The 14918-nt window shown below is 64.9% G+C and carries 17 protein-coding genes; 10 read left to right on the top strand and 7 right to left on the bottom strand.

Going from position 1 to position 14918, the window contains the following annotated elements; genetic code table 11:
* The first annotated feature begins 36 nt into the window (after positions 1-36).
* A complete protein-coding gene (locus JQ627_RS31935; protein ID WP_212488333.1) occupies positions 37-1335 on the top strand; it encodes an MFS transporter in 1299 nt (432 codons plus the stop codon).
* A 21-nt stretch (positions 1336-1356) separates the two neighbouring features.
* A complete protein-coding gene (locus JQ627_RS31940; RefSeq protein WP_212488334.1) occupies positions 1357-2430 on the top strand; it encodes a tartrate dehydrogenase in 1074 nt (357 codons plus the stop codon).
* A 45-nt stretch (positions 2431-2475) separates the two neighbouring features.
* On the opposite strand, the gene JQ627_RS31945 is transcribed toward JQ627_RS31940, so the two are convergent.
* The 3 genes from JQ627_RS31945 to JQ627_RS31955 all read right to left on the bottom strand — a co-directional run bounded on the left by JQ627_RS31945 (position 2476) and on the right by JQ627_RS31955 (position 5182).
* Positions 2476-3429 (bottom strand): LysM peptidoglycan-binding domain-containing protein, encoded by a 954-nt coding sequence (locus JQ627_RS31945; protein ID WP_212488335.1) that lies wholly within the window; start codon positions 3427-3429, stop codon positions 2476-2478.
* 572 nt (positions 3430-4001) lie between these two features.
* On the bottom strand, positions 4002-4322 hold the full coding sequence (locus JQ627_RS31950; RefSeq protein WP_312015821.1) for a hypothetical protein: 321 nt from the start codon (positions 4320-4322) through the stop codon (positions 4002-4004).
* Positions 4319-5182, bottom strand: coding sequence for a DUF3313 domain-containing protein (locus JQ627_RS31955; protein ID WP_212488336.1), 864 nt, complete (start codon positions 5180-5182; stop codon positions 4319-4321). Before JQ627_RS31955 ends, JQ627_RS31950 begins: the two co-directional genes overlap by 4 nt.
* A gap of 172 nt (positions 5183-5354) precedes the next feature.
* Here JQ627_RS31955 and JQ627_RS31960 point away from each other — a divergent pair, with 172 nt between their 5' ends.
* A complete protein-coding gene (locus JQ627_RS31960) occupies positions 5355-6032 on the top strand; it encodes a TetR/AcrR family transcriptional regulator (RefSeq protein WP_212488337.1) in 678 nt (225 codons plus the stop codon).
* A gap of 33 nt (positions 6033-6065) precedes the next feature.
* Here JQ627_RS31960 and JQ627_RS31965 read toward each other — a convergent pair whose 3' ends face one another.
* Positions 6066-6749 (bottom strand): haloacid dehalogenase type II, encoded by a 684-nt coding sequence (locus JQ627_RS31965; protein WP_212488338.1) that lies wholly within the window; start codon positions 6747-6749, stop codon positions 6066-6068.
* 43 nt (positions 6750-6792) lie between these two features.
* Complete coding sequence (locus JQ627_RS31970) at positions 6793-7395, bottom strand: ABATE domain-containing protein (RefSeq protein WP_212488394.1); 603 nt, start codon at positions 7393-7395, stop codon at positions 6793-6795.
* Between the two features lie 139 nt (positions 7396-7534).
* On the opposite strand from JQ627_RS31970, the gene JQ627_RS31975 reads away from it, so the two are divergent.
* The 4 genes from JQ627_RS31975 (at position 7535) to JQ627_RS31990 (ending at position 10628) form a co-directional block, all read left to right on the top strand.
* Positions 7535-8230, top strand: a complete 696-nt coding sequence (locus JQ627_RS31975; RefSeq protein WP_212488339.1) for an alpha/beta fold hydrolase — start codon at positions 7535-7537, stop codon at positions 8228-8230.
* Between the two features lie 72 nt (positions 8231-8302).
* Positions 8303-9163 (top strand): alpha/beta fold hydrolase, encoded by an 861-nt coding sequence (locus JQ627_RS31980; RefSeq protein WP_212488340.1) that lies wholly within the window; start codon positions 8303-8305, stop codon positions 9161-9163.
* 15 nt (positions 9164-9178) lie between these two features.
* Positions 9179-9949 carry an SDR family oxidoreductase gene (locus tag JQ627_RS31985; RefSeq protein WP_212488341.1) on the top strand — a complete coding sequence of 257 codons (771 nt, stop codon included), beginning with the start codon at positions 9179-9181 and terminating at the stop codon, positions 9947-9949.
* A gap of 70 nt (positions 9950-10019) precedes the next feature.
* Positions 10020-10628 carry a TMEM175 family protein gene (locus JQ627_RS31990; RefSeq protein WP_212488342.1) on the top strand — a complete coding sequence of 203 codons (609 nt, stop codon included), beginning with the start codon at positions 10020-10022 and terminating at the stop codon, positions 10626-10628.
* A 39-nt stretch (positions 10629-10667) separates the two neighbouring features.
* Here JQ627_RS31990 and JQ627_RS31995 read toward each other — a convergent pair whose 3' ends face one another.
* Positions 10668-11399 carry a hypothetical protein gene (locus tag JQ627_RS31995; RefSeq protein ID WP_212488343.1) on the bottom strand — a complete coding sequence of 244 codons (732 nt, stop codon included), beginning with the start codon at positions 11397-11399 and terminating at the stop codon, positions 10668-10670.
* Between the two features lie 288 nt (positions 11400-11687).
* Between JQ627_RS31995 and JQ627_RS32000 the strand changes: the two genes are divergently transcribed.
* Positions 11688-12611 carry an ABC transporter ATP-binding protein gene (locus JQ627_RS32000; protein ID WP_028156392.1) on the top strand — a complete coding sequence of 308 codons (924 nt, stop codon included), beginning with the start codon at positions 11688-11690 and terminating at the stop codon, positions 12609-12611.
* Positions 12608-13369, top strand: a complete 762-nt coding sequence (locus JQ627_RS32005) for an ABC transporter permease (RefSeq protein ID WP_028156391.1) — start codon at positions 12608-12610, stop codon at positions 13367-13369. The genes JQ627_RS32000 and JQ627_RS32005 overlap by 4 nt, the downstream gene beginning before the upstream one ends.
* A gap of 114 nt (positions 13370-13483) precedes the next feature.
* On the opposite strand, the gene JQ627_RS32010 is transcribed toward JQ627_RS32005, so the two are convergent.
* On the bottom strand, positions 13484-13807 hold the full coding sequence (locus tag JQ627_RS32010; RefSeq protein ID WP_212488395.1) for a hypothetical protein: 324 nt from the start codon (positions 13805-13807) through the stop codon (positions 13484-13486).
* A gap of 315 nt (positions 13808-14122) precedes the next feature.
* Between JQ627_RS32010 and JQ627_RS32015 the strand changes: the two genes are divergently transcribed.
* Positions 14123-14917, top strand: coding sequence for a L,D-transpeptidase (locus JQ627_RS32015; protein ID WP_249143564.1), 795 nt, complete (start codon positions 14123-14125; stop codon positions 14915-14917).
* The last annotated feature ends 1 nt before the right edge of the window (position 14918 follow it).

Genomic DNA, 14918 nt, shown 5'->3' on the forward strand with positions numbered 1-14918 from the left:
CCGACACACCAACAAACCGGAACTTGGGAGGCCAGGGTGGCGAGCGAGATTCAGACGCGCGTGCTGCGCAAGATCACCTGGCGCATCGTTCCCTTCATCATGCTGCTGTACTTCGTGGCCTTCATCGACCGCGTCAATATCGGCTTTGCCTCGCTGACGATGAACAAGGACATCGGCCTGTCGCCCACGGTCTACGGCTTCGGCGCCGGCGTCTTCTTCTGGGGCTATTTCCTGTTCGAGGTGCCATCCAACATCATCCTGCACAAGGTCGGCGCGCGGATCTGGATTGCGCGGGTGATGATCACCTGGGGCCTCGTGTCGGCGGCGATGGCGTTCGTGCAGGGCACGACCAGCTTCTACGTGCTGCGCTTCCTGCTTGGCGTCGCCGAAGCCGGCTTCTTTCCCGGCATCATTCTCTACCTCTCCTACTGGTTCCCGGCGCGCCAGCGTGCCGCGGTGACCGCGCTGTTCATGGCGGCCGCGCCACTCTCGACCGTGCTGGGCTCGCCGATATCGGGCGCGTTGCTGGAGATGGACGGCCATCTCGGCTTCAAGGGCTGGCAATGGCTGTTCGTGCTGGAGGCGCTGCCGGCCGTGGTGCTCGGCTTCGTCGTGCTTGGTTTCCTGACCGATCGCCCCGAGAAGGCGAAGTGGCTTGCGGAGGACGAGCGGCGCTGGCTGGTCGAGACCATGAACGCTGAGACCACCAGCAAGGCCGCGACCGCGAGCCACAGCATCTGGCGCGGGCTTGCGGACCCGCGGGTCCTGGCGCTGTCGCTGATCTATTTCGGCACCTCGGCCGGCCTCTACACGCTCGGCGTCTGGGCGCCGCAGATCATCAAGCAGTTCGGCCTGTCCTCGCTCCAGGTCGGCTTCCTCAATGCATTGCCCGCAACCGCCGCCGTCGTCGCCATGATCCTGTGGGCGCGACATTCGGACCGCACCGGCGAGCGCACCTGGCACGTCGTGTGGGCCTGCCTGATCGCCGCTGCGGGCCTCGCCTATGCCGGCCTAGCGGCCGGCGTCGTCGCCGTGCTGGTCGCGCTGGCGATGGTGAACATCGGCATCTCTTCGGCCAAGCCGCCGCTGTGGAGCATGCCGACGTTGTTCCTGTCCGGCCCCGCGGCCGCGGCAGGGATCGCCACCATCAACTCGATCGGCAATCTTGGCGGCTTCGCCGGTCCCGCCATGATCGGCTGGATCAAGGACCAGACCGGCAGTTTTGTCGGCGGCCTCTATTTCGTCAGCGGCCTGCTCGTTCTCTCGGCGGTCCTGACCCTGCTATTGTCGCGCGCGCAGACCGCGCCCGTCGAACCCGTCCCGCAATCCCACTGACATCCCAAACGGAGCATCTTCATGCGCACCCATTCGATCGCAGCCATTCCCGCCGACGGCATCGGCCCCGAGGTCATCTCGGCCGGCGTGCGCGTGCTGGAGGCACTTGCAAAGCGCAGCGGCGATCTCGCCTTCAACGTCAGGACCTTCGACTGGGGCTCGGACTATTACAAGAAGCACGGCGTGATGATGCCGGCCGATGGGCTCGCTGAGCTGAAAAAGTTCGACGCGATCTATTTCGGCGCGGTCGGCGCGCCCGACGTGCCCGATCACATCACGCTGTGGGGCCTGCGCCTGCCGATCTGCCAGGGCTTTGACCAATACGCCAATGTGCGGCCGACCAAGATCCTGCCGGGCGTCGCCTCGCCGCTGCGCAATGTCGGCGTCGGCGATCTCGACTGGGTGATCGTGCGCGAGAATTCGGAAGGCGAATATGCCGGCATGGGCGGCCGCGCGCACAAGGGCCTGCCGGAAGAGGTCGGCACCGAGGTCGCAGTGTTCACCCGCGTCGGTGTCACCCGGATCATGCGCTACGCGTTCCAGCTCGCGCAGTCGCGTCCACGCAAGTTCCTGACCGTCGTGACCAAGTCGAACGCGCAGCGCCATGGCATGGTGATGTGGGACGAGATCGCCGCCGAGGTCGCGACCGAATTCCCCGACGTCACCTGGGACAAGATGCTGGTCGACGCCATGACGGTGCGCATGACGCTGCATCCGAAGAGCCTCGACACCATCGTTGCGACCAATTTGCACGCCGACATCCTCTCCGACCTTGCCGGCGCGCTCGCAGGAAGCCTCGGCGTGGCGCCAACCGGCAACATCGATCCGCAGCGCCGTTTCCCCTCGATGTTCGAGCCGATCCACGGCTCGGCCTTCGACATCACCGGCAAGGGCATTGCCAACCCGGTCGCGACCTTCTGGACCGGTGCCCAGATGCTCGAGCATCTCGGCGAGAAGGACGCGGCAATGCGGCTGATGTCGGCGGTCGAGCGCGTCTGCGCCGCCGGCGTGCTGACGCCCGACGTCGGCGGCAAGGCGACGACGAAGGAAGTCACGGACGCCGTGATCGACGCGATCCACGGGACGAACGTCTAGAGCAAGCGCTTTTCGCTCTCTCCGCTTGCGGGGAGAGGAAGAGCCCTACTTCCGCCCGGCCGGCGGGGGCGCCGGCGCAGGCGCCGCCATCGCGGCCGCCGGCTCCGGCGGCGTCAGATGGCGCGGGACGATGATGGACTGGCCGGGAGTGAGCGGCGCATTCTCCGCCAGCGAATTGCTCTGCGCCAGCGTCCATAGCGGCACGCGGCGGGCGGCGGCGATGCTCTCCATGGTGTCGCCGGTGCGCACCGGCACCCGCACGCCGCTGTCCCACAATTCCACCGGCGTGTTCGCCGGCACGAGATAGCGCAACGGTACCGCATCGGCCTGGCTTTGCGCGGGGATGCGCGGCAACTGCGTCACCATCTCGATGATCTGGCGATGGATGTCGTCAGACTTCTCGATGTTGATGTGCGTGACGCGCGAGTTCTCCTTGAGGTCATAGCTCGCGTAGTGGCCGCGATAGCCGGGCACGGCCACGACGTCGCCGCCGCCGAGCACGCTGTCGGACATGAAAATGTTGATGAAGCGCTCGACATTGAGCGGCACGTCGCCGGTCGCATGCGCGGAATCGATGGCGATGACGAGGCTGATCGGGATGTTCTCTTTGGCCGCCATCTCGGAGATCACGACCGAGCACAGCCCGCCCATGGAGTGGCCGATCAGCACGATCGGCGCCGGGCTTTCCTTGTAGCTGGAGATGGCACGATCGCCGACCCATCGGCAGATGGTGAATTCATAGACGTCGGCCGAGAAGCCGGCCTTCGTCAGCTTTTCGCCGAGCCGGTCCATGCCGGTCGAGAAGATCGGCCCCATGGCGCCACGGAACAGGTAGATTTTTGGCCGCGGCAGCGGTTCGGCGGGCGGGGCAGGAGGCGGCGGCACAGCGGTCGCGACCGCGGGGCGCTTCGGCTTCGCAGGTGAGGCAACGGCCATGCCGGTGCCTAGGGCGAGCAGCGCAACCGCTGCCAGCACGACTAGCCGCCTCAGATCGATCATCAGTCCAGCAGTCCCACCATGAGAGGCAAAGGCCCCCTCCGCGGGCTTAGTGACCACCGATTGGGTGGAATTTGGGGCACGGAACCGGACCGTGACGCCCGTCGACGGGGGCCCGAATCCCGGCGTCAATTGAAGGTATCCCATGACCCGGCTTCGCAGGCATCGTGAATCACTGAACTCTGGACTCCCTTGTAGGTGTCATCATCGAAAAAGACCGAATAGGCGGGGTATCTGCTGGCTGACGAGCCGCGCTGCCTCAGGCAGACCAAATACGATCCCGGCCCATGGTCGGTATGATGGACGGCGGATGTCTCGAGTCCCCCGGTCAGCTTGACTTCGGCGGCTCCCTTCCTGACGCCGTCCTGCACTGCCTTGGCGGTCGGCGGACGCGGAGGATGATAGACCGGGGGCAAATTCGCGCTCGACGCGCATCCCGCCAACAGCAGTATCGCGACAGCGGACACGGCTTGCAGGGACCTGCTGCGGCCGAAGGCGGACCTTCGCCGGTCACGCCGCGCCAACTCATATCGTGAAAGCATCGCTTGCCCTCGGTGCCGCGCTCGATGCGCGCCTCAGCCCTGGGTCATGAAGAGATAGAGGCAGCCCGCGACCGTGGGCAGGAACGCGACCAGCGTCGCCATCCAGAAGCCAGGCTCGAGCATCGTGTCCTGGTCATCCCTCTCGCCAGCCTCCCGCCGATCCGCAACGGTGCGGCTCCACGCTTCATCGGCCGTGAACAGGGGAACGTTCCTCGCGCGCGCATCGTCGCGCGCTGCGCTTTGGCGCAAGGCGCGCTGGTAAGGGCGAATTGTTCCGGATGTCAGCATGTCATTGACTCTGATCGGCGACCAAGATGTTGAGCTCGGATGTTGCAGGAAGCGCAGCCGCGTCACTGCGTCAGCGCCTGCTCTGAATTCGCTGCGGACCCAGGCGGCGGGGCCGGACCGTTGGCCGGACTCTCCTTGGCGCCGGAATCTGTCCATGCAGGTGGCAGGCCGAGCCCCTGCCCCGCGAAGCCGGTGAGACCCGGAAACCGTCCGAATGCTTCGCAGGCGACATATTTGGGCGCACCGCCGAATCGCACGGGAATGCTGTCCATCGGAGGCAGCGCAGGGATGCCGCCGAACGGCGATTCTCCAGTCGTAACCAGCTTGGCGAAGTCCGCGCCGAAATCGGCGGCGAGATCGTAGGCATCGCCTTCATTGGCGACGCGCGGAGAGTTCGTAATAGAGTTGGCACCGCGCGCCCAGAGCATGGCCGCCCTCTGAAATCCGGCGAAATCGTGCGCTTCCGCCTCGACCGACAGGCTGCCGAGCCCGACCGGAAGCCTCGGCACCGGTACAGGCACGCCGGGAAGCGCGACGGTCTTGGCAATAGACAGGGCCTTCGACGCGCCGGAGGCGGTCGGGCTGGTCGGTGCGGCATGCGTCACCGTCGCCTGGACCGTGAGATCCGCATCGTCGTCGGATGAGACGATGCGGAAGCGCTCGCTCAAGCGGAGACAAAGCTCGCGGCTGATGGCGTTCGCAACCAGGCGGCGCTCCTTTTCGGTCAGCGCAACATCGGCGCGCGCGGGAAAGACGGTCGATGCGATCCGGATCGTCTTCGCCGCCAGCAGGTCCTTCTTGTTCACGCGGATCTTCGATCGCGTCACCAGCCCGTTCGCGTCCGACATCCGGTCGTAGCTCCTGAGCGAGCCGCCCTGTTCGAGCGGCGCGGCCGCGCACCCTCCGAGCGCCAGCGCGACACTCATCAGAGCCGTCCGTGGAAAACGCATGGGTCTCATTCCCGCATCGACGGATTATTAGAGAGATCGCTCCAATAATCATTTTCACGCCTCACAACATCCGTCAACATAAATAGATGGAACTCTCTAATTTTGATTTTCTCGTGGCGAATCGTCGTGCTAAACGGGGCAAGTGTGAATGGAGATGTACGATTTGAGGAAAGTGGACCCCGTCAAGCATGAGCAGAAGCGCGCCGAAATCCTCGGCGCAGCGATCCGCTGCTTCATCAGGGACGGCTTCCGCGGCGCCAGCACGACGGACATCTGCGCCGAGGCCGGGATCAGTCCCGGCCACCTCTATCACTACTTTCCGAGCAAGCTGGCGATCATCGAGGCGATGATCGACCTCGGTCTTGCGCGTTCGGCCGAAAAGTTCGAAAAAATTCTGGCCGCTCCCGACGTGATCGAGGCGCTGCTCGCCGATATCGAGGAGACCAGCCTGCGGTTTCGTCCCGCCCAGATCCTCAACCTGGATGGCCTCGCGGAGGCCGCCCGCAATCCGGAATTCGCCAAGATCATCGAACGCCACACCGCGGCCGTCCGCCGCATGTGGAGCGACTTCCTGCGCCAGGCGCAGGACCAGGGACGGGTGGATGCCGGGCTCGATCCGGACGCAACGGCAAACATCCTGATCGCCCTCATCGACGGATCCCGCGCAATGCCGATCCGCAATCCGAAGCTGGATATCAAGCAGAGCGTGGAGCATCTGAGGACGATGCTCGTCCGCTTCCTGAGGCCACCTGAGGCACAGAGCGCGGCGAGCAAGCCGCGCCCTCAAGGGACCAGTCGTCCGCTCAAGCTGGTCAGGAAGCGGTAACGCGAATCCGCGCGAGTCTCGCACGCGGCCGCGTCAACCGGCCTTGTGGCGCGCGATCAGCTGGTCAGCAACATCGTTGAGATCATTGCCGACGAGCTGCGGCTGCGGGCCGACACCGAGAAGGTCATTGCCGACGCGCCGGATCAGCGCCGCCTCCCAGCCTGCTGCCACCGCACCGAGCGTGTCCCAGGTGTGGCAGGCGATGAGACAGAACTGCGACGGTTTCGCGCCGAGCTTGCGCTCGACATAGGCATAGGCCTGGCGCGATGGCTTGTGGTGCTTGACGCCGTCCGCGCTGAAGCGCCGCTCGAACAGATCGACGATGCCGCCATGCGTGAGCTGGCGCGTCTGCACCTCGAGCAGATTGTCGGTGAGCGTGAACAGGCGGAAGCCGGCGGCGCGCAGCTTGCGCAGCGCCGCAGGGACCTCCGGATGCGGCGGCATCGTCGAGAAGCGCTCGGTCAGCTCCTTCTTGTCGCGCTCGTCGATCGTGATGCCCTTGGTGTCCGCCAGCATCTTCATCACGGCCGCGCCGATGTCGGTGAAGGGGACGTAGCAGCCGGCGACCGTGAGCGCCGAGGAATACAGGATGAAATTGGCGAACCACAGACGCATCGCGTCCTTGTCGCCGAAGATGCGCGCGAAAGTCGGCTCCATTGTCTGGAGGTCGAGCAGCGTCTCGTTGACGTCGAAGACGATCAGGGGAAGATCAGCCATGGTGTTGGACTCCTGGTTCGGTCCGCTCTCGCCCCCTGCCCGATCACTGCCTGCTCTTGAGCCTGCTGCGATGCGCCGCCTGCTTGGCGCGGTTGCCGCAGATCGCCATGGCGCACCATCGTCGCGCGCGGCGGCGGGTATGGTCCGCGAACAGCATCGTGCAGCTATGGCCCTCGCACACCTTCACGTCCGAAAAGTCTTCGTCGCAGACGAACCTCGCCATCGCCTCACCGATGGGCAACAGCAGGGATTGGGATGATTGCCAGCGCCGCGTCGTCCGCAGCGCGAGGCCTCGATTGCCGTCGTCATGTCGCGGTTCGATCCGGCTGAACACTTCGTCTTTTTCCAGGAGGCTGTTCAGCGGACCGAGCTCCCGCAGAGCCGCCGACGTGAGCGGCCGGCCCGCATGCTTGCGAACAAATTCCCTGAACCATTCGCGCAACGCCCGCGCTTGATCGGCAACCTCGTCCAACTCACCGGGCTTGGCGCGCGCTCTCAGCGCCTCCAGTTCCTCCGCGGGCACCAGCTTCGCCTGCGCCAGCCAGTCGATCAGCCCGTCGCCATCGTCGATCCAGTCGACGGGCGCATCGACCGGCGTCGCGATCGAATTGAGAAAATCGAGACCGAGCGTGTCGGCAATGAACATGGCAGGCGGTCTGTTTGGCACGTGTGGCTCCCCAGCCAGGAAACACCTCTTACATAACCTGCAAAACGCTACTTGACAAGTTACCACGTGCAAACATAACCTGCCTTAAGCTTTTAAACAGGTTACAACGGAGGCAGTGATGGCCAAGCGCGACGTGACGTTGATCCTGGCCCACGGCGCGTGGGCAGACGGGTCGAGCTGGGCCCGCGTCATCACGGCGCTCGCGGCCGAGGCGACCAAGGCGCAGGCGGCACCGCTGCCGCTGACCTCCCTTGCGGACGATGTCGCCGCGCTCAACCGCAGCCTGGATCGTACCGATGGCCCGATCGTGCTTGCGGGACACGCCTATGCCGGTGCCGTCATTGCGCTCGCGCGCGCTGTGCGCGTGAAGGCGTTGGTCTACGTGGCCGCGCTTGCGCCCGACGAGGGCGAGAAGGTGGCGGACGTGTTCTACCGCCTGCCCCCGCACCGGCAGGCCCCCAAGCTTGCTCCTGACGACAACGGCCTGATCTGGCTGCCCGAGGACGCCTTTGCCGCGGCCTTCGCACAGAACGCCGCCGCGGAGGATCGTGCTGTGCTGGCAGCCGTGCAGCGGCCGATCTCCCTGAATTGCATCACCGTCCCGGCCGGGCGTCCGCTCTGGAAGGACATTCCGAGCTGGTTCCTGGTCGCCGAGCAGGACCGCATGATCGTGCCCGAAACGCAGCGCTTCATGGCGGAGCGCATGAAGGCTAACATCCGCACGCTCGCCGTCGATCACATCCCGAGCGTCACCGCACCCAAGGCCGTCGCCGACATCATTCGCGACGCGGTGCATGCCGTGAGCGGCAAGTAGCGCGCCACCGCGCGAGCATCGGATCTCATCTCGTCAAGGCAACCACACCAATCACCAGTGACGGAGAATGTCATGACCTCCACCAGATATCGCACGGCCGACATCGACGGTTTCAAGGTGTTCTATCGCGAGGCGGGCCCCGCCGGCGCACCAAAGCTGCTGCTGCTGCACGGCTTCCCGAGCGCGGGCCACATGTTCCGTGACCTGATCCCGCTGCTCGCCGACAAGTTTCACATCGTGGCGCCGGATCTTCCCGGCTTCGGCCAGTCCGACATGCCTGCACGCGAAACCTTCCGCTACACTTTCGACAACGTCGCGCAGGTGATCGAGCGCTTCACCGAGGTGATCGGCTTCGATCGTTTTGCGGTTTACGTCTTCGACTACGGCGCGCCGACCGGCTTTCGGCTCGCGCTGCGCCATCCCGAGCGGATCACGGCCATCATCTCGCAGAACGGCAACGCCTATGAGGATGGCCTCAGCGACGGCTGGACTCCGATCAAGGCCTATTGGCAGGACCCCTCGCCCGCCAATCGCGAGGCGCTGCGCGCCTTCCTCACACCGGAGGCGACGCGCTGGCAGTACACGCATGGCGTCTCCGACCCGACGACCGTGTCGCCGGACGGCCAGAACCTCGACAATTTCTATCTCGCGCGTCCGGGCTCGGACGACGTGCAACTCGACCTGTTCGGCGACTACAAGAGCAACGTCGCGCTCTATCCGGCCTTCCAGGAGTATTTCCGCACGCACAAGCCGCCCTTCCTTGCGACCTGGGGCAAGAACGATCCGTTCTTCATCCCGCCCGGCGCCGAGGCATTCAAGCGCGACAATCCCAATGCGGTGGTGCAGTTCTTCGACACCGGTCATTTCGCGCTGGAGACGCATGCGAGCGAGATTGCGGCCAGCATTCGTGATTTCCTCGGCCGGCTGCGATAAGGGACGGAGATCGTCATGACGAAAACCGTCGCCATCGTGACCGGTGCAAGCTCGGGGATCGGCCGGGCCACCGCCGTCCGGCTTGCGCGCGACTTCGGCGCGATCGTCATCGCGGCGCGGAGCGCAGAGAAGCTCGACGAGGTCGGCCGCGAGATCAAGACGGCCGGCGCCGAGCCTCTGGTGCTCGACCTCGACTTGATGGAGGCGGCGGCAGCGGAGACGCTTGTCGGCCGAACGTTGGAGCGCTTCGACCGCATTGATGCTCTCGTCAATGTCGCCGGCGCGGTTGCCGGGCTCGACCTGTTCGAGATGACCGACACGCAATGGGATGCCGGCATGGCGCTCCTTTTTCACGGCGCGCGCCGGCTGACCATCCGCGCCTGGAACGCGCTGAAGCAAGCCAGGGGAAGCGTCGTCTTCATGTCCGGCAATGCCGCGGAGATTCCCAAGCCGGGTGCCGCGGCCGTCGGCGCCATCAATGCGGCGATCGAAGCTCTCGCCAAGGCGTTCGCGGAGCGCGGCATCGCGGACGGGGTGCAGGTCAACGCCATCTCGCCCGGCGCGATCATGACCGGCCGCCGGTTGTCGATGATCGAGAAAGCCGCGGCATCCCGCAGCATCTCGCTCGACGAAGCGAAGCGACAGGTGCTGAATCAGGCCGGCATCGCCCGCTTCGGCGAAGCCGGCGAAATCGCCGACCTCATCGCGTTCACCGTCTCGCCGGCGGCGCGGTGGATGACCGGCACGGTGCTGCGCATGGACGGCGGCGAAGTGAAATCGGTGTGATGCGGAACCAGGCTCGTGGCCTCCGCGTTCGGGCATCGGGTCTGTGTCGATTGAGACAGGGGCGGCCACCATGGCCCATGCGAGACGAACTCCGGAACGGCTCAGTGCATTTTCGGACGGCGTATTTGCCGTCCTGATCACGGTGCTCGTGCTGGAGCTTCGTCCACCGGAAGTCCCGACCTTCGCGGCATTGCTCTCACTATGGCCGACCTGGCTCTCTTATGCCGTGAGCTACATCTTCATTGCGATCGTCTGGGCCAACCATCACCATCTGATGCGCTATGCGAGCGAAGCAACGCCGCGGCTGATGTGGTTCAACTTCGCACACCTGTTCTCGGTGTCGCTGCTGCCGCTCTCCACCGCCTGGATGGCGGTGAGCGAACTCGCGCCGCAGCCGGTTGCATTCTATGCGGCGGTGTTCTTCCTGGTAAACGCGACCTATGTCGCCTTGATCTGGGATCTCGTCGGGCGGGCGCCCATCAACGATGTCCCGCCGCAAGAGCGCAGGATCATGCGCGTCCGCTCGATCCTGACGCTCGGCGTCTTTGCGCTCGCAGCTTTGGTCGCGTTGAGATTCCCGATCATCGGGCTCGCGATGTGCTGCTGCTGTCTGATCGTCTATCTGAAGCCGGAGGCCCCGGGTGCCGGGGATGGCACGCCGGTCAACCACGAGAAATAGCCGGCGGCAACCGCCGCCGATCTACGAAACGCCTTCGCCTCAATTCCTCGCCGGAGCCGACGCCGCCGCCGACCGTGCCTGCCGCGGGGCCCTGGGTGCGCCGGGTTCGGCGACCGGAGCTGCCGGTGCGCGCGAGCGCATGATGGCGGCGTCGATCTCGGCGATGACCCGGCGCTGGATCGCCTCGCTCTTGTCGATCGAGATGTGGCCGACACCGGTGCCGCGGACGTCGACATTGTCGAGCTTGCCGCGGAGGCCAGACGCGGCCCGCACGGGTTCGCCGGGGCCGTCGCCGATAAAGATGTTGATGTAGCGTTCGGCGCCGGTCGACAGCCTGGTCTTGAACACGGAATCGAGGCCGATCGCGAGCTTCACGGGAACGCCGAGCTGGTTGAGCTTGGCGATCATGTCCGGCAGCGCGGTCGCGCCGGAGGAATGGCCGACCAGGATGATGGTCTTGACTCGGCCGGCCCGGTAATCGGCCGCGGCTTCATCGGCGAGCGAAGACCAGGACACGAAATTCGCAACCGTTACCTGCATGCCTTGCGCCTGGAGCCGGGCGCCGATCGTGTCGAGCCCGAGCGAGAAGATGTTGAGCACGCCGCGGAGCAGGTAGACATGGGTGGTCGCGGCCGCCGCGGACTGGCTCGGCGCCGCCCTGGCGGTGGTCGGGCTGATGGCAACAGCTGACAGCAGGAGCAGGCAGATCGCCCACACACGGAGGGCGGGCAACTGGCTGGCGCCGGCGGTGTGACGGCCGTTCGGTCTCATCTCGATGTTTTCCCTGGGGACGATACGCTTTGCGATTGGCTGGAATCGTAGCCACGGCCCGCTCGCAGACGCAACAAAGAGGCGCGTGAGTGGCAATCTTAGCCACAGCCCGTGACCATCGCGCAACACTTTCTCGAAACCTGCCACCGAAGGGCCTGTTTTGAGACCATTTTTCTCCGGCCAATTGCGGCCGGGCAAGTGCATTCCTATTTCAGGGCTCCGCTGACCTCCTCCCGGACGGTTCCAGCCTCCCCTCCCCAGTCTTTACCTTTCAGCCCTGCGGCCATCATGTCCTCCATCATTTCCGTCGCCAATTTGTCGAAGACCTATGGGTCCGGCTTCAAGGCGCTCAAGAACGTCAATCTCGACATCAAGCGCGGCGAGATTTTTGCGCTGCTCGGCCCCAACGGCGCCGGCAAGACCACGCTGATCTCGATCATCTGCGGCATCGCCAACCCGAGCGAAGGCACGGTCCTCGTCGGCGGCGAGAACATCCAGACCTCGTACCGCAAGGCCCGCTCGCTGATCGGCCTCGTGCCCCAGGAATTGCACACCGACGCCTTCGAGAGCGTGTGGGCGACGGTGAGCTTCTCCCGCGGCCTGTTCGGCAAGCCGAAGAACCCCGACCATATCGAGAAGGTGCTGAAGGACCTCTCGCTCTGGGACAAGAAGGACAACAAGATCATCACGCTCTCCGGCGGCATGAAGCGCCGCGTGATGATCGCGAAAGCGCTGTCGCACGAGCCGCAGGTCCTGTTCCTGGACGAGCCGACCGCCGGCGTCGACGTCGAGCTGCGCAAGGGCATGTGGGAGGTGGTGCGCACGCTGCAGCAATCCGGCGTCACCATCATCCTGACCACGCATTACATCGAGGAAGCCGAGGAGATGGCCGACCGCATCGGCGTCATCAACAAGGGTGAGATCGTGCTGGTCGAGGACAAGGCGACATTGATGGAGAAGCTCGGCAAGAAGCGGTTGACGCTGCATCTGCAGGGCAAGGTCACGACGCTGCCGGACAGCCTCAGCCATTACGAGCTCGACCTCTGCGACGGCGGCGCGACGCTCGTCTACGACTACGACACCAAGGGCGAGCGCACCGGCATCACCAGCCTGCTCAGCGACCTCCGCAACGCCGGCATCCGCTTCAACGATCTCGACACGACTCAATCGTCGCTCGAGGACATCTTCGTCGACCTCGTGAGGACGTCATGAATCATCGCGCCATCCGCGCCATCTATCTGTTCGAAATGGCGCGCACCTGGCGTACGCTGCTGCAAAGCATCGTCTCGCCTGTCGTCTCGACCTCGCTCTATTTCGTGGTGTTCGGTGCCGCGATCGGCTCGCGCATCAGCCAGGTCGAAGGCGTCAGCTACGGCACCTTCATCGTGCCGGGCCTGATCATGCTCTCAGTGCTGACGCAGAGCATCGCCAACGCCTCGTTCGGCATCTACTTTCCGAAATTCACCGGCACGATTTACGAAATTCTCTCCGCGCCGATCTCTTATGTCGAGATCGTGCTGGGCTATGTCGGCGCAGCCGCGACCAAGTCGATCATTTTGGGCCTCATCATCCTGGCGACAGCCGGCCTGTTCGTGCCGCTCCATATCCACCATCCGATCTGGATGCTGACTTTCCTGGTGCTGACGGCGGTGACGTTCAGCCTGTTCGGCTTCATCATCGGCATCTGGGCCGACGGCTTCGAAAAGCTCCAGATGATCCCGATGCTGGTGGTGACGCCGCTGACCTTCCTCGGCGGCAGCTTCTATTCCATCGACATGCTGCCGGCAGGCTGGCGCTCGGTGGCGCTGCTGAACCCGGTCGTCTATCTGATCTCCGGCTTCCGCTGGAGCTTCTACGAGATCGCAGATGTCAGCGTGTCCGTCAGCATCTGCATGACGACGGCGTTCCTGGTGATCTGCCTCGCCGTGATCTGGTGGATTTTCCGCACCGGCTACCGGCTGAAGAATTGAGCTGTCATTCCGGAGCGGCCGAAGGGCGAGCCCGCAATCCATTCATCCACTGACTCTGCTGCCCAATGGATTCCGGGCTCGCGCTGCGCGCGCCCCGGAATGACGGCGGTGGACTCAACGATAGCAGTGGAAGCGGTGATAGCCGTCATAGTAGCCGCGGCAGCGGTAATGGCGATGATGCGGAATGCCGAACACGCCCTCTACCGCACCCACGGCCCCTCCAACACCGGCGCCGACCGCGCCACCAACCACGCCGCCCACGGGGCCGGCGATCCGATTGCCCTCGTAAGAACCTTCCTGGGCGCCGCGCACGATGCCCTGAGCATGGCCGGCTCGCGGCAAGCACGTCAACGCAAGAAGGATGGCGGCGGCTGCGAACAGCAGGCGGACGGGCAAGCCGGCCGGCAGAGCGGCGGCGGTAACACGGGCTTTGTTCATCTTCAGTCCCAAGGGTAAAAAGCGGTGGCGAGAGCCACCAATCGGAAGGCCACCATCAACGCCCGAGGCGGCCAAATGGTTGCGCCTTTGTGACGAATTGTCGGCGTTGTGAATGCGCGGCACGCTCGCGAAAATGTCAGCGTCGCCACCAGCCGCGCGGCACAAAGCGGCCTTGCTTACGCCCGGCATCGCGTTAACGATGGATGGGCAGGCTGGAACGAAAGCCGGATTGCAGGCATATTGCACGCCGGGGGACGGAGAGCCGCGGCGCCTAGCGTGAACAGGCCGGAGGCCAGAACTCAAATGCGTTTTCAGATGCGTAACTTTTTCATCGTTTTTTCCTCATTGATGCTTTTGAGCGCGGGCACCGCGCAGGCCAAGGTCGAGATCACCGTCGACAAGGACAATCAGCAGATGACCGTCGCCGTCGACGGCGTCGCGCGCTATCACTGGCCGGTGTCGACCGGCATCCCCTCGCGCGAAACGCCGAGCGGCGGCTTCCGCGCCTTCCGCATGGAAGAGGATCACTACTCCAAGGAATTCGACGACGCGCCGATGCCGCACGCGATCTTCTTCACCAAGGTCGGGCACGCCATCCACGGCACCGACTCGGTCGGCCGGCTCGGCTCGCCGGCGTCGCATGGCTGCGTGCGACTGTCGCGCCAGAATGCCTCGACGCTCTACGCGCTGGTGCAGCAGCAGGGCGTGCTCAATACCACGGTGACGCTGACCGGCTCGGCGCAGGTCGCGCTTGCTCGCAATCCGCGCGGCCGCAACCCCACAGCAGTGGCACGTGCGCCGCAGCCGGCCGAAGAGCAGTACGCCACGTCAGGCGATCCCGTGAACCTCGCACCGCCGGCGCAGCCCGCCCGCCGCTACATGCCGCAGGACGACAATTACATCTATCCGGCTGACGGCAGCGACACCGGCGCGCGCTACCCGGCACCGCGCTCGGCCAGCCGCCCGCTCTACGATGCGCAAGTCTATCAGCAGCAGCAGCAGCAGCAGCCGCCGCAGCAGTACTACAATCAAGGCTACGGCCAGCAGGGCTACTATCAGCCACAGCCCCGGCAATACTATCAGCCGCGCGGCTATTACTACCAGAACTGAG

Origin of the sequence: Bradyrhizobium liaoningense (assembly GCF_018130785.1) — a bacterium.
Taxonomy (GTDB): Bacteria; Pseudomonadota; Alphaproteobacteria; order Rhizobiales; family Xanthobacteraceae; genus Bradyrhizobium; species Bradyrhizobium liaoningense_A.

Bases quoted from the DNA above. Each gene is read 5' to 3' on its own strand.
- JQ627_RS32015 (WP_249143564.1), top strand. From the start codon at position 14,123: ATGCGTAACTTTTTCATCGTTTTTTCCTCATTGATGCTTTTGAGCGCG.
- JQ627_RS32010 (WP_212488395.1), bottom strand. From the start codon at position 13,807: ATGAACAAAGCCCGTGTTACCGCCGCCGCTCTGCCGGCCGGCTTGCCC.
- JQ627_RS31965 (WP_212488338.1), bottom strand. From the start codon at position 6,749: ATGGCTGATCTTCCCCTGATCGTCTTCGACGTCAACGAGACGCTGCTC.
- JQ627_RS31975 (WP_212488339.1), top strand. From the start codon at position 7,535: ATGGCCAAGCGCGACGTGACGTTGATCCTGGCCCACGGCGCGTGGGCA.
- JQ627_RS31985 (WP_212488341.1), top strand. From the start codon at position 9,179: ATGACGAAAACCGTCGCCATCGTGACCGGTGCAAGCTCGGGGATCGGC.
- JQ627_RS31955 (WP_212488336.1), bottom strand. From the start codon at position 5,182: ATGAGTGTCGCGCTGGCGCTCGGAGGGTGCGCGGCCGCGCCGCTCGAA.
- JQ627_RS31995 (WP_212488343.1), bottom strand. From the start codon at position 11,399: ATGAGACCGAACGGCCGTCACACCGCCGGCGCCAGCCAGTTGCCCGCC.
- JQ627_RS32000 (WP_028156392.1), top strand. From the start codon at position 11,688: ATGTCCTCCATCATTTCCGTCGCCAATTTGTCGAAGACCTATGGGTCC.
- JQ627_RS32005 (WP_028156391.1), top strand. From the start codon at position 12,608: ATGAATCATCGCGCCATCCGCGCCATCTATCTGTTCGAAATGGCGCGC.
- JQ627_RS31940 (WP_212488334.1), top strand. From the start codon at position 1,357: ATGCGCACCCATTCGATCGCAGCCATTCCCGCCGACGGCATCGGCCCC.
- JQ627_RS31960 (WP_212488337.1), top strand. From the start codon at position 5,355: ATGGAGATGTACGATTTGAGGAAAGTGGACCCCGTCAAGCATGAGCAG.
- JQ627_RS31980 (WP_212488340.1), top strand. From the start codon at position 8,303: ATGACCTCCACCAGATATCGCACGGCCGACATCGACGGTTTCAAGGTG.
- JQ627_RS31970 (WP_212488394.1), bottom strand. From the start codon at position 7,395: ATGTTCATTGCCGACACGCTCGGTCTCGATTTTCTCAATTCGATCGCG.
- JQ627_RS31945 (WP_212488335.1), bottom strand. From the start codon at position 3,429: ATGATCGATCTGAGGCGGCTAGTCGTGCTGGCAGCGGTTGCGCTGCTC.
- JQ627_RS31990 (WP_212488342.1), top strand. From the start codon at position 10,020: ATGGCCCATGCGAGACGAACTCCGGAACGGCTCAGTGCATTTTCGGAC.